13 protein-coding genes are annotated in these 12,932 nt (G+C 67.5%); 5 read left to right on the top strand and 8 right to left on the bottom strand.

Annotated elements, in window-relative coordinates; all coding sequences use genetic code 11:
* Window positions 1-24: 24 nt before the first annotated feature.
* Entirely contained in the window at window positions 25-528 is a 504-nt protein-coding gene (locus tag QQ25_RS14370) for a phosphate-starvation-inducible PsiE family protein (protein WP_039319404.1), read from the top strand.
* Here QQ25_RS14370 and dxs read toward each other — a convergent pair.
* Together dxs and nhaA are read right to left on the bottom strand one after the other, a co-directional pair.
* Window positions 525-2,438: a 1-deoxy-D-xylulose-5-phosphate synthase gene (gene dxs / locus QQ25_RS14365; protein WP_039379308.1), complete on the bottom strand. Its 1,914-nt coding sequence runs from the start codon at window positions 2,436-2,438 to the stop codon at window positions 525-527. The two genes, QQ25_RS14370 and dxs, sit on opposite strands and share 4 nt — an antisense overlap.
* Window positions 2,439-2,466: 28 nt before the next feature.
* On the bottom strand, window positions 2,467-3,759 hold the full coding sequence (gene nhaA, locus QQ25_RS14360; protein ID WP_039379306.1) for a Na+/H+ antiporter NhaA: 1,293 nt from the start codon (window positions 3,757-3,759) through the stop codon (window positions 2,467-2,469).
* Between the two features lie 188 nt (window positions 3,760-3,947).
* On the opposite strand from nhaA, the gene QQ25_RS14355 reads away from it, so the two are divergent.
* Window positions 3,948-5,036, top strand: a complete 1,089-nt coding sequence (locus QQ25_RS14355; RefSeq protein WP_039319398.1) for a GGDEF domain-containing protein — start codon at window positions 3,948-3,950, stop codon at window positions 5,034-5,036.
* A gap of 19 nt (window positions 5,037-5,055) precedes the next feature.
* On the opposite strand, the gene QQ25_RS14350 is transcribed toward QQ25_RS14355, so the two are convergent.
* Both QQ25_RS14350 and QQ25_RS14345 read right to left on the bottom strand, forming a co-directional pair.
* Window positions 5,056-6,276, bottom strand: coding sequence for a class I SAM-dependent RNA methyltransferase (locus QQ25_RS14350; RefSeq protein ID WP_039379304.1), 1,221 nt, complete (start codon window positions 6,274-6,276; stop codon window positions 5,056-5,058).
* A complete protein-coding gene (locus tag QQ25_RS14345) occupies window positions 6,273-8,276 on the bottom strand; it encodes an APC family permease (protein ID WP_201774229.1) in 2,004 nt (667 codons plus the stop codon). The genes QQ25_RS14350 and QQ25_RS14345 overlap by 4 nt, the downstream gene beginning before the upstream one ends.
* Before the next feature lie 96 nt (window positions 8,277-8,372).
* Between QQ25_RS14345 and QQ25_RS14340 the strand changes: the two genes are divergently transcribed.
* Together QQ25_RS14340 and QQ25_RS14335 are read left to right on the top strand one after the other, a co-directional pair.
* Window positions 8,373-9,047, top strand: a complete 675-nt coding sequence (locus QQ25_RS14340; protein WP_039320517.1) for a potassium channel family protein — start codon at window positions 8,373-8,375, stop codon at window positions 9,045-9,047.
* The gene (locus QQ25_RS14335; RefSeq protein ID WP_039319392.1) at window positions 9,047-9,715 is read left to right on the top strand and encodes a potassium channel family protein; all 669 of its coding nucleotides are present in this window, start codon (window positions 9,047-9,049) and stop codon (window positions 9,713-9,715) included. The genes QQ25_RS14340 and QQ25_RS14335 overlap by 1 nt, the downstream gene beginning before the upstream one ends.
* A gap of 12 nt (window positions 9,716-9,727) precedes the next feature.
* On the opposite strand, the gene QQ25_RS14330 is transcribed toward QQ25_RS14335, so the two are convergent.
* Together QQ25_RS14330 and QQ25_RS14325 are read right to left on the bottom strand one after the other, a co-directional pair.
* The gene (locus QQ25_RS14330; protein ID WP_082017528.1) at window positions 9,728-10,423 is read right to left on the bottom strand and encodes a DUF3159 domain-containing protein; all 696 of its coding nucleotides are present in this window, start codon (window positions 10,421-10,423) and stop codon (window positions 9,728-9,730) included.
* On the bottom strand, window positions 10,420-10,791 hold the full coding sequence (locus QQ25_RS14325) for an OB-fold nucleic acid binding domain-containing protein (RefSeq protein ID WP_039319388.1): 372 nt from the start codon (window positions 10,789-10,791) through the stop codon (window positions 10,420-10,422). The genes QQ25_RS14330 and QQ25_RS14325 overlap by 4 nt, the downstream gene beginning before the upstream one ends.
* Before the next feature lie 134 nt (window positions 10,792-10,925).
* Here QQ25_RS14325 and QQ25_RS14320 point away from each other — a divergent pair, with 134 nt between their 5' ends.
* Entirely contained in the window at window positions 10,926-11,645 is a 720-nt protein-coding gene (locus tag QQ25_RS14320) for an alpha/beta fold hydrolase (RefSeq protein WP_039319385.1), read from the top strand.
* A gap of 12 nt (window positions 11,646-11,657) precedes the next feature.
* Here QQ25_RS14320 and QQ25_RS14315 read toward each other — a convergent pair whose 3' ends face one another.
* Window positions 11,658-12,458, bottom strand: coding sequence for a DUF3710 domain-containing protein (locus QQ25_RS14315; RefSeq protein ID WP_039379301.1), 801 nt, complete (start codon window positions 12,456-12,458; stop codon window positions 11,658-11,660).
* Window positions 12,458-12,922 (bottom strand): dUTP diphosphatase, encoded by a 465-nt coding sequence (dut, locus tag QQ25_RS14310; protein ID WP_039319381.1) that lies wholly within the window; start codon window positions 12,920-12,922, stop codon window positions 12,458-12,460. Before dut ends, QQ25_RS14315 begins: the two co-directional genes overlap by 1 nt.
* Window positions 12,923-12,932 lie beyond the last annotated feature (10 nt).

Raw genomic sequence — 12,932 nt, 5'->3', positions numbered from 1 at the left:
CGTTGCTGGAATATCGTCAGTGCGATGGCGCAGCGGGAGGAAACCGACGACGCGCAGGAGCGGGAGCGCTTCGCCGACCGTGTCCTGCGGATCGCCGAGGACGCGGTCTACTGGTCGATCGCGGTGCTTCTGCTCGTCGGCTCGATCGTGCTGGTCATCGCACAGGTCAATGCTTTGCGGCAACTGGGGAGCACCTCGACCACCCACGTCATGCTGGAATTGCTCGACGGCCTGCTGCTGATCTTCATCTTCGTGGAGCTGCTGTATGCGGTACGGACCTCGCTGCGATCTCGCGAGCTCGTTGCCGAGCCGTTCTTGATCGTCGGCATCCTGGCCTGCATCAAAGAAATCGTCGTGGTGTCGGTCGACGCGGCCAAGCTGCTCGACAAAGGGCCGCAGTTCGCCCACGCCATCGTGCAAGTCGGCGTGCTCGGCGGCCTGGTGCTCGTCCTCGCGACCGCCATCTACGTGCTGCGGCTACAACGTCGCGGCGCCGACCACATTTGCGACAGACCTGACGAAACCTAGTCGAGGCGGTGGCTGACTTCCTGCTCGCCCACCGGTGTGCCGATCGCGGCGATCCACCCCGTGATCTGGCGGGCGATGTTCCGGTCCGTCAGCCCCACCTCGGCGAGCACCTCGCCACGCGAGGCATGCTCCTGGAAGACCTGTGGGACACCGAGATCCCGGCACGGCACGTCGATCTCGGCGCGCCGCAGCGCCGCGGACACCGACGAGCCGATGCCGCCGTGCACGCCGTTGTCCTCGACGGTGACCACCAGTTTGTGCCCGCGGGCCAGCTCGCCGACCTCCGCGGGCACCGGCAGCACCCAGCGCGGATCCACGACCGTGACACCGATGCCCTGATTGCGCAGCCGTTCGGCGACCGCAAGGCCCATCGATGCGAACGAACCCACGGCGACCAGGAGTACGTCGTCGGTCAGGCCGGCGGCCGGGACGGCGAGCACATCGACGCCACCCCGCCGCTCCACTGCCGGAATATCTTCGCCCACATCACCTTTGGGGAACCGGAGGGCCGTCGGTCCGTCATCGACAGCCAGCGCCTCGCCGAGTTCCTCCCGTAGCCGCGCGCCGTCGCGAGGAGCGGCGACCCGGATACCCGGAATGATGCCGAGGACCGAAAGATCCCACACCCCGTTGTGGCTCGCGCCGTCCGGCCCGGTGACACCGGCCCGGTCCAGCACCATGGTGACGGGCAGCTTGTGCAGCGCGACATCCATCATCAACTGGTCGAACGCGCGGTTGAGGAACGTCGAGTAGATCGCCACCACCGGGTGCAGGCCGCCCATGGCGAGGCCTGCCGCCGAGGTCATGGCGTGCTGCTCGGCGATGCCGACGTCAAAGAACCGGTCCGGGAACCGATCCCGGAATGCACTCAGGCCGGTCGGCCCGGGCATCGCCGCCGTGATCGCCACGACGTCACGCCGGTGGCCGCCGATCTTGACCAGCTCGTCGGAGAACACCGATGTCCAACCGGGCGCCGAAGCCTTGGTCGGCAGCCCGGTTTCCGGGTCGATGACGCCGCAGGCGTGCATCTGGTCGGCCTCGTCGTTCTCGGCGTGCGCGTAGCCCATGCCCTTGCGCGTCACCACGTGCACGATCACCGGGGCTTTGAAGCCGCGGGCGTGGCGCAGCGCGTTCTCCACGGCATGCTCGTCGTGGCCGTCGATCGGACCGACGTACTTGATGCCGAGGTCGGTGAACATCACCTGCGGGGCGATCGCATCCTTGATGCCTGCCTTGATGCTGTGCATGCACTGGTAGCAGAACTCGCCCACCATCGGCAGTCCGCGCACCGCCTTGCGGCCCTCTTCGAGGATCCGCTCGTATCCCGGCTGCAGCCGCAGGCCCGCGAGATGGTCCGCGAACCCGCCGATGGTCGGCGCGTAGCTGCGGCCGTTGTCGTTGACGACGATGACCACCGGGCGGCCACCCGTGGCGATGTTGTTGAGCGCCTCCCAGCACATACCGCCGGTCAGCGCACCGTCGCCGACCACCGCGACCACATGCCGATTGCGGTGCCCGGTCAGCTCGAAGGCCTTGGACAGGCCGTCGGCGTAGGACAGCGCCGTGCTGGCGTGGCTGGACTCCACCCAGTCGTGCTCGCTCTCGCTGCGGGACGGATAACCGGACAGGCCGTCCTTGCACCGCAGGGTGTCGAAATCCCGTGCACGTCCGGTCAGCATCTTGTGCACGTAGGCCTGATGGCCCGTGTCGAAGACGATCGGATCGTGCGGCGAATCGAATACGCGGTGCAGCGCCAAGGTGAGTTCGACGACCCCCAGGTTGGGGCCGAGATGTCCACCGGTTGCAGCGACCTTGTGGATCAGGAACTGGCGGATTTCCCGCGCCAGATCAGTCAGCTGAGACTGTGACAGGTGCTGCAGATCAGCGGGACCGCGGACCTGTTCAAGCATTCCGCCAGTGTACGCACGCAGCCCGGGCTCAGTCCTGCCGAGGCTGATAGACATCGGGCACCCCGTCCTGGTCGGCGTCGAGCTTCTCCAACTGGTGAATACGGCGATATGCGGCATTGCGCGACACCAGGACAACCGCCGCGAGCAGGCCCGCCACCACCGATCCGGTGACCACCGCGATCTTCACGTCGTCGTCGGCAACAGACGCGTGACCGAACGCGAGTTCGCCGATCAGCAGCGACACGGTGAACCCGATCCCGGCCAGCATCGCGACACCGAGCACGTCGCGCCAGGCCAGATCCTCGTCCAGGGTGGCATGGGTGAACCGGGCCAACAGATACGTCGTCGCCAGCACGCCGATCGGCTTGCCGAGCACCAAACCGGCGATCACCCCGATGGTCACCGGATGCGAGAGCGCGTCGGCGAAGCCCGACCAGCCACCGACCGTCACGCCGGCGGCGAAGAATGCGAACACCGGTACGGCGAACCCGGCCGAGAGCGGCCGAACCAGGTGTTCGAAGTGCTCGGCCGAGGCGTGCCGGCCCAGCACCGGGACCGTGAAACCGAGCACCACGCCGGCCACCGTGGCATGGACGCCACTGGCATGTACGAGCGCCCAGGCCAGGATGGCCGGAGGCATCAGGATCCACCACTGCCGCATGCCCCGCTGTACCGCGACGGCATAGATGCCGATGGGGATCAGCGCGGCCGCCAACGGCCCGAGTGCGACGTGATCGGTGAAGAAGACGGCGATCACCGTGATGGCCAGCAGATCGTCGACCACCGCCAACGTGAGCAGGAAGATCCGCAGCGCCGCGGGCAGGTGGGTGGACACCACCGCCAGCACGGCCAGGGCGAAGGCGATGTCGGTGGCGATCGGTACCGCCCACCCGTCGATGTTCTCCGGGTGGCCGGACAGCAGGTTGATCCCGACGAAGATGGCCGCGGGCACCACCATGCCGCCCACGGCCGCCGCGATGGGCAGCGCGGCACGGGCCGGATCACGCAGGTCCCCCGCGACGAACTCACGCTTGAGCTCCACGCCCACGACGAAGAAGAACACCGCCAGCAGGCCGTCGGCCGCCCAGGCCGACAAACTCAGGTCAAGGTGCAGGGACTGCGGGCCGACGACGAACTCCGAGAGCCGGTGATAACCGCCCGACCACGGCGAATTGGCCCACACCAGCGCCGCGGCGGCAGCCGCCAGCAACAACGCCCCGCCGACCGTCTCGGTGCGCAGCAGCTCCGAGACCCGCTGCCACTCGGGCCACGACCCACGTGTCAGCAGACGTCGGCTGCTGCTTTCGCGGCGATCAATCATCGGGCTCCTGAGGTCAGCATGCATCGAACGCCGACCAGACTTCCCGGCACACCTGCGGTTCACGCTAACAGGTCAGGTGGCCGAGCAAATACCGACGAAGTCCGTGGCAGCGCCTCAAACCGGCGACAAAACTCCGGCCCTCGTGATTACGTAAGGTGTAGACGAAGTCGATTACTCCGGGGTGCGGGTTGAGTCCATTCGATCACTATTACGCGCGTACCGCCCTGCTCGCTGCGCAGGGCAAGCGCACCCGGATGCAACGCACGATCGGTGCCACGATCATCGGCTTGAGCGTCATCCCACTGCTGGTGTTGACCAGCCCGAAAGGTCCGCACGGCGGCCTTCAGTATGTGGCCGTGGGCATCAGCATCGGTGGCTTGATCCTGGCGCAGTGGTGGTGGCGGCGGCAGTGGCCCAGCCGCACCCAGTCCTGGATCGTCGTGTCGATCGGTACCGCCTGTATCGCGGCGACCTGCATCCTGCTGGTGGACCCGGTCGTCGGCCTCATGGGTTCCAGCTCGTTGAGCCTGATCACCGCCTATACGGCGTTCCTGCACAGTCGCCGGGTCCTGCACCTGACCTGGCTGGCCTCCGGTGTGGTGGTGGGCTATCTCGGGGTCCGGGTGGCGCTGGTCGACGCCTGGCTGGGCGTCGCCGGCGCGTTGGTCGCGGTTCTGGTGATCCTCGGCACCTCGTCGCTCTGCCGGATGGCCGTCGAGTTGATCGAATCCGACCGCGTCCAGCACCCGAGCGAGATCGACCCGCTGACCGGGCTGCTCAACCGCGAGGCCTTCGACATGCACACCGCCACGATGCTGGGCTCCCACAGCCGCCACGATGATCAGTATCTCGTTGTCGTGGCGGTCGGGATCGACGACATGGCCCTGCTGAGCGATATGGACGGCAGCCACAGCACACTGCACGCCCGCGTCGCCGTGGCTCAGGCCATCCGCGAGACCGTCCGCCACAAGGTGCCGCTGGCGCATGTCTCCGACAGCGAATTCCTGATCGCCGACGTGTTCAAGACCAACGATCCCTCACCGCTGGTGAACCGGATCCGCATGGCCATCACCACCACGCCCATGCGTCTGACTGCCAGTATCGGCACGGCCTGCAGCCAGTTGCGCCCACTGACCGAACTGCCCACCCAGCAGATCGTCGACGCCCTCGTGGCACTCGCCGACACGGCGATGAACCAATCGAAAGCTCAGGGCGGCAACCGGGCCACCTATGCGCACTTCCCCACTCCGATGATGGGCCCCGACACCCAGGAGTGAGCGGGCTCGATCGTCGGATCTAGCGGGTCAGCACCGCGACGCACTCCACATGATGGGTGAGCGGGAAAGAATCGAACACCCGCAATTCCTCCACCGCGTAACCATGCCGGAGATACAACCCCACGTCACGGGCGAATGACGCCGCCTCACAACCGATGTGAATGATCCTGGGCACCTCCGTGGCGGTCAGTGCGTCTATGACCTCGCGGCCGGCGCCGGTGCGCGGCGGATCGAGCACCGCGACGTCAGGGCGGCCCGCCTCCGCGGACAGCGCGCGCCGCACCGAGTCGGTGACGACCGAGACCCACGGCAGGTCGGCCAGGGCGCTGCGGGCCGCGCGCGACGCCCCACGGGAGGTGTCGACGGTCAGCACGCGACCGTCCGGCCCGACCTGTTCGGCCAGAGCCGCGGCGAACACCCCGGCGCCGCCGTACAGATCCCACGCCGTCATGCCCGGCTGCAGCCCGGACCAACCGGCCACCAGCCCGCTGTAGAGGTCGGCCGCACCACGGTGGGCCTGCCAGAACGCCGTCACCGGCAGCATCCACTGCCGCCCGCCGACGCGCTGCACCGCCTCGTAGTCACCCTCGATGACGCGGGTGGCATTTTTGGGCCCGGCCGCGCGGGCACCTTTCCGGCCGGCGGCCTTGGGGCCGGATTGCACGATGTGCCTGCGACCGTCGGAGTCCAACACGACATGCACGTGTGCGCCCGGTGTCCAACGCATCTCGGCCAGGCCCTCGGTCAGTTCGGCCGGCAGTTGTCCGCAGTGGAGGTCGGTGACCAGGTCGGCACTGTGGTAGCGATGGAATCCGGCCCGGCCGTCGGCAGTGGTGTCCAGCCGTACGCGGGTCCGCCAGCCACGGACCTCACCGGCATCGACGGGTTCGGCCACCGCGCTCTGCTCGTCACGCCAGCTGAACCCGCCCAGCCGCGCCAGCTGGTTGGCCACCACCGAGCCCTTCAGCCGCCGCGCCGCTGCGGGTTCGGCGAACGCCAGATCGCAACACCCGGCGCCGTCCACCCCGGCGATCGGGCACAACGAACCGACGCGGTCCGGCGAAGCCTCCAGGACCTCGACAACTTCTGCATGCCAATAGGATCCGCGTTCGTCGAACACCTTGACCCGCACGGTCTCGCCGGGCAGGGCGTAGCGGACGAACACCACCCGTCCCTCGTGGCGGGCCACACAACTGCCGCCGTTGGCCGCCGGGCCCGTCGTCACCGTCAGTTCGGTCATTCCAGGAACCCTCTACGCGCGTCGCCGGGGGTCGCCCGGGGTTGCAAAGCCTTCAGCCGCTGAGACGAATTAAGTTGCCACGGAACCGATGTCACCATGACGTTGGGAATGAACAGCAGCCGGCCCTTCAGGCGCAACGCGCTTTGGTTGTGCAGCACCTGTTCCCACCAGTGCCCCACGACGTATTCCGGGATGAACACCGTCACCACAGTTCGCGGCGATTCCTTGGTCACCCGCTTGACGTAATCCAGTACCGGGCGGGTGATCTCACGGTAGGGGGAAGCGATCACCTTCAGCGGCACACTGATATCGCTGTCCTCCCACTGATGCACGAGGGCGCGGGTCTCGGCGTCGTCGACGCTGACCGTGATGGCCTCCAACACATCCGGTCGGGTGGCGCGCGCGTACGCCAGCGCCCGCTTGGTCGGCAGGTGCAGTTTGGACACCAGGACGACCGCATGGTTGCGGCTGGGCAGCACGATGTCGCCTTCGTCCTCGTCCTCTTCCTGAAGCTCATGGGCCACTGTGTCGTAATGCTTGTGGATCATCTTCATGATCACGAACATGACGGCCATCGCCAGGATGGCGATCCACGCTCCGGCGGCAAACTTGGTCACCACCACGATCACCAGCACCGTCCCGGTGGCAGTGAGACCGACCGCGTTGATAACCCGCGAGCGGTGCATCTTGCTTCGCACCGCTGGGTCTGTTTCGGTGCGCAGCAAGCGAGTCCAGTGCCGGACCATGCCGATCTGGCTGAGTGTGAACGATACGAACACGCCGACGATGTAGAGCTGGATCAGCGCGGTCGTCTCGGCTCGGAACGCCACCACGAAGGCGACCGCCGCAAACGCGAGAAACAAGATGCCGTTGGAGAACGCCAGCCGGTCACCGCGGGTGTGCAGCTGGCGCGGCAGGAAGCGGTCCTGGGCCAGGATCGATCCGAGCACCGGGAAACCGTTGAAGGCGGTGTTGGCGGCCAACATCAGGATGAGCGCGGTGACGAGGGCGATGAGAAACAGGCCGGGGCCGAAGTTGTGGAACACCGCATCGGCCAACTGGGCGATCAGCGTCTTCTGGTGATAGTCCGCCGGGGCGCCGACCAACTGTTCGTGCGGCCGTTCGGCCATCTGCACGCCGGTGGCCTTGGCCAGCAGGATGATGCCCATGAACAGCGTCACCGCGATGACCCCGAGCAGCAGCAAGGTGGTGGCCGCGTTGCGCGACTTGGGTTTCCGGAATGCCGGCACACCGTTGCTGATCGCCTCGACACCGGTCAGCGCCGCCGAACCCGAGGAAAACGCGCGGGCCACCAGGAAGATCAACGCGAAGCCGAGGACATCGCCATGCTCCGAATGCATCTCGAAACCAGCGGATTCGGCGCGCAGGGGCTCACCCAGCACATAGATCTGGAACAGGCCCCAGCCCAGCATGATGAAGATGCCGATCATGAACGCATAGGTGGGAATCGCGAACGCGGTACCCGACTCCCGGATCCCGCGCAGGTTCAGGGAGGCCAGCACGAGGATCGCGATCACCGCGAAGAGGACCTTGTGCTGAGCGATGAACGGCACCGCCGAACCGATGTTCGACATCGCCGACGACATCGACACGGCCACCGTCAGTACGTAGTCGACCATGAGCGCGCTGGCCACCGTCAGCCCCGCGGTCGGCCCGAGGTTGGTGGTGACGACTTCGTAATCGCCGCCACCCGACGGATAGGCGTGCACGTTCTGCCGGTAACTCGCGATCACGATCAGCATCACGGCTGCCACCGCGAGGCCGATCCACGGCGCCATCGCATACGCGCTCAGCCCGGCCACCGACAGCACCAGAAATATCTCTTCCGGCGCATATGCCGTCGAGGACAAGGCGTCGGAAGCGAACACCGGCAGGGCTATCCGCTTGGGCAGCAGGGTGTGGGAGAGCTTGTCGCTGCGAAACGGCCGCCCCAGAACCAATCGGCGCGTTGCCGTCGAAAGCTTGGACACGAGAGCCAAGACTAAGCCCGAAGTCGAAAAGTCGTGACAAAGCTGTAGCGTTCGATGGCACGGACAGCGCAACAGCGCGTTTCTGCCACCGGAAAGGACCGTCGGGTGCGTGTAGTGGTCATGGGGTGCGGCCGGGTCGGCGCCTCCCTCGCAGACAGCTTGGCCCGCATCGGCCACGAGGTCGCGGTCATCGACCGCGACAGCACCGCGTTCCACCGGCTGTCGCCGGATTTCACCGGTGAACGGGTGCTGGGGATGGGTTTCGACCGCGACGTGCTGCTGCGTGCCGGTATCGAGGAAGCAGGCGCGTTCGCCGCCGTCTCCTCCGGCGACAACTCGAACATCATCTCGGCGCGGGTTGCCCGGGAGACCTTCGGTGTCGAGCGCGTGGTGGCGCGCATCTACGACGCCAAGCGCGCCGCAGTCTACGAGCGGCTGGGCATCCCCACCGTGGCCACGGTGCCGTGGACCACCGACCGTCTGCTCAACGTGCTGACCCGGGAAACCGAGACCACCAAGTGGCGGGATCCGTCGGGCAACGTGGGGGTGGCCGAACTTCCGCTGCACCAGAATTGGGCCGGGCACCTGGTCACCGAGCTGGAATCGGCCACGGGCGGCCGGGTGGCCTTCATGATCCGGTTCGGCAACGGCTACCTGCCCGAACCGAAGACGGTGATCCAAGCCGGCGACCAGGTATACGTGGCCGCGGTGTCCGGGCACATAGCCGAGGCGCTGGCCATCGCGGCGCTGCCGCCGAGCGAGGACCTGGAGTCTCACTGATGAAAGTTGCCATCGCCGGGGCCGGAGCCGTCGGCCGTTCCATCGCCCGCGAACTGCTCGACAGCGACCACGAGGTGACGCTGCTGGAGCGCAATCCCGAACACATCGACGTCGACGCCATCCCGGCCGCCCACTGGCGGCTCGGCGATGCTTGCGAGCTGACCGTGATGGAGTCGGTCAAGCTCGAAGAATTCGACGTGGTGATCGCCGCGACCGGTGATGACAAGGTGAACGTCGTGGTGAGCCTGCTCGCCAAAACCGAGTTCGCGGTGCCCCGGGTGGTGGCCCGTGTCAACGATCCCCGCAACGAGTGGCTGTTCGACGAGAACTGGGGCGTGGACGTGGCGGTGTCGACGCCGCGCATGCTCGCCTCGCTCGTCGAGGAGGCCGTGGCGGTCGGTGACCTGGTGCGCCTGATGGAGTTCCGCAAGGGGCAGGCCAACCTCGTCGAGATCACGCTGCCCGACGACACTCCATGGGGCGGGCGTCCCGTCAAGCGCCTCGACCTGCCCCGCGACACCGCCCTGGTGACCATCCTGCGTGGATCCAGGGTGATCGTCCCCGAATCCGATGAGCCCCTCGAGGGTGGGGACGAGCTGCTGTTCGTGGCCGTGACCGAGTCCGAGGACCAACTGCGCGAGCTGCTGCTACGTCCTGCGCCGCGCTAGCCGCGGACGCCCTCAGCCGGCGTTTTGCGCGGTGTCCTGTGCGTGCACAGCGCGTTGCGCGGCGCGGATGGCCAGATAGGTCACCAACGCAGCGACGGCCGTCAGCGGCCAGCCCATCGCGATCCGGGCGAAGCCCAGCCAACCGGTCTCGTCGGAATCGTAGAGGTAATGCTGCACCAGAAACCGCGACGCGAACACCGCGACCCAGGTGAGCGTGGCGACATCGAAAGCCAGCACCGCCCGACGGACGTCGCGCCAGCCCCGGTCGTGTGAATTCACCCAACCCCAGATGTAGCCGACCACCGGGCGCCGGATCACCACCGACACCCCGAACGCGACGGCATACAGCAGCGAGCTCCAGATACCAAGCAGGAAATAGCCTTTCGACTCCCCCACCAGATAGGCGATGAGTGCGCTGACGCCGACGGCGAAGAATCCCGACACCGCGGGCTGAACGGATTCGCGGCGGATCAGCCGCCAGATCAGGATCAGGGTCGCCACGCCGAGTGCCGCGGCGATCGCGGGCATCAGCCCGAACGCTGTGGAGACCGGGACGAACACCACCACCGGCAGCGACGAGTAGATCAGGCCGCTGACGCCGCCCATCTGGTCGAGCACGGCCCGTCCGCCACCATGGGCAGGAGCCGGCGCCGGCTCACTCTCGGATTGCGGGGACGCGTTGTCTGCGTTCTGTTCGGCCTGACTCACTTCTGGATTTCGTAGCGGGGGTTGTAGATCGCCTTCGTGCCGTTCTCCAGCTTGCCGACCCGGCCGTGCACCCGCAGGGTGCAGCCCGACTCGATACCAGGGATGCGGCGCTGCCCGAGCCACACCAACAACACACTGTCGGTACCGTCGAACAGTTCGGCCTTGATGCCGCCGGAACACCCCTTGCCATTACATTCGACGCTGCGCAGAGTGCCGACCATCGTCACTTCCTGGCCGCGCTGGGCGTCGATCGCCTTGAGCGCGCCGGTGTTGGCGGCTTCGTCGCTGAGCTCTTCGACATCGAGTTGTTCGGGGTCTTCCGTCAGGCGTCGCGTAAGCCGGCGCAGATACCCTTCGGCCGTAGCCATGGCCTCTCCTGACCTTCTGCGGATCCACTGTGAATCCGCCCAACCAACGCCACGGTAGACCTCTTGTTGAGGGAATGCCACGCGGGGTGCGGGTCGGCACGCCGGTGATTTGACGGGGCAGGCACGATCGTGTGATGAGCGTCATCCTGCACGGTGTCCCAACGGTTCTGCTGCCCGGTACCGGGTCCGACGACAACTACGTCTACCGGGCGTTTTCGGCCGCACTGCACGCCGCAGGCGCACTCGTGGTGACGCCGCCACCGATTCCGGACCGGCTGGTCGAGGGCTACCTGCACGCCTTGGACGACGCGGCCCGCTCGGGCCCCATCGCGGTCGGAGGAGTGTCCATCGGCGCCGTCGTGGCGGCGCGGTGGGCGTTGGACCACCCGAGCCGCACCGTGGCCGTGCTGGCAGCCCTGCCGCCCTGGACAGGTTCATCCCAGCACGCTCCGGCGGCCCTGCTGGCGCGGCAGTCGGCGGAGCTGCTGCGCCGGGACGGGCTGGCCGCCACGGTCGCGCAGATGCGTGCCACCAGCCCGCCGTGGCTGGCCGACGAACTGGCCCGCTCCTGGGTCGGCCAGTGGCCGACGCTGCCCGATGCGATGGAGGAAGCCGCCGGTTACCGTGCGCCCGGCAGTGCCGAACTCGAACAACTCCGGGTGCCGATGGGTATCGCGGTGGCCACCGACGACCCCGTGCATCCGGCCGAGGTCGGCTACGAGTGGGTGACGGCTGCACCGCAGGCGGCGCTGCGTTCGGTCACCCTCGAACAGATGGGACTCGACACCGGCGTACTGGGCGTCGCGTGTCTGGAGGCGCTGCACGAGGCCGCCGGCGACCCCGTGGCGAGTTGAGCAGCGGCGGTACTACCCGCCGGTGATGGTGCGCAGCTGCTGCATCGCCGAGCCCTGCACACTGCGGCGCGCCACCGGCTCGGCCGGCGGCTGATCCTGCGGCGCGCCCTGTGCCGCGGCGGGCTGCTGGGCGGCCTGCTGCATCGCGGCCTGCTGAGCGGCGGCCTGCAGTTGCGCCGCCATCGGCTCCGGCAGCTGCACCTGCAGCGGCGTGCGCACCGGCATCGGGGTGTCACCGCGACGAATCACGCTGTCGGCCAATGAAGCCCGCGCCTCGTCGGCCAGCGCGTCGATGGTCTCGGGGGCACCGTTGACCACACAGCGCACCATCCAGCGGTAACCGTCGACGCCGATGAAGCGCACCACGCCGCCATTGCCCGCGCCGACCACCTCGCGACCCCACGGGCCGTCCTGGATGTTGACCGAGCTGGCGTCCTTGCGCAGCGATTCGGCGAGTTCACCGGCCACCTCACGCCACAGGCCCGCGCTCTTGGGCGCGGCGTAGGCGGCGATGGTGAACCGCCCGTTCGGCGTGACCACCCACACCGCGCTGGGTGCCCCGGCCTCGTTGAGCTCGACCTGGACCTGCCCACCGTCGGGCATGGGAATCAGTACCGAGCCGAGGTCGAGCCTGCCCTGCACCGCGACCTCGGGATCGTCGAAGTCCTCGATGTCGAAGGGGCCCTCCACCTGGCCCTCGTCGAAGTCGTCGGCCGGGTCGGCGGTGGCCGCCGTGTCGACAACCTGCTCGTCGTCGTTCTGGCGAGCCGGGTCGTCAGCCGAATCGTTGCTCTTGCGTTTTCCGAATGCCATCACAAACTCGCATGTCCGCCGGAGGAACCGTGGCCGCCGTCGCCACGGGAGGTGTCAGCCAGGCCGGCCTCGTCGAACGAGGTCACCTCGACCAACTCGGGCAGTTCTACCCGCTGAACCAACAGCTGGGCAATCCGGTCACCGCGGTTGATCACGATCGGCGTGTCGGGATCCAGGTTGATCAGCGAAATCTTGATCTCTCCCCGATAACCGGCGTCTATCGTGCCCGGACTGTTGACGATCGAAAGCCCTACGCGGGCAGCCAAACCCGAACGGGGGTGGATCAGGCCGACCATTCCGTGCGGAATGGCCACGGCAACCCCGGTGGGCACGAGCTCGCGTTGCCCGGGAGCCAGCTCGACATCGAGCGCGCTGTAGAGGTCTACGCCCGCGTCGCCATCGTGGGCCCGGCCGGGCATCGGCAGTTCGCGGTCCAATCGGACGACCGCCAGAGAGGTGGACACGACGTCACAG

The sequence above is a fragment of the Mycolicibacterium setense genome (genome assembly GCF_000805385.1).
Taxonomy (GTDB): Bacteria; Actinomycetota; Actinomycetes; order Mycobacteriales; family Mycobacteriaceae; genus Mycobacterium; species Mycobacterium setense.
This window is presented reverse-complemented; position numbering and strand designations above follow the sequence as displayed.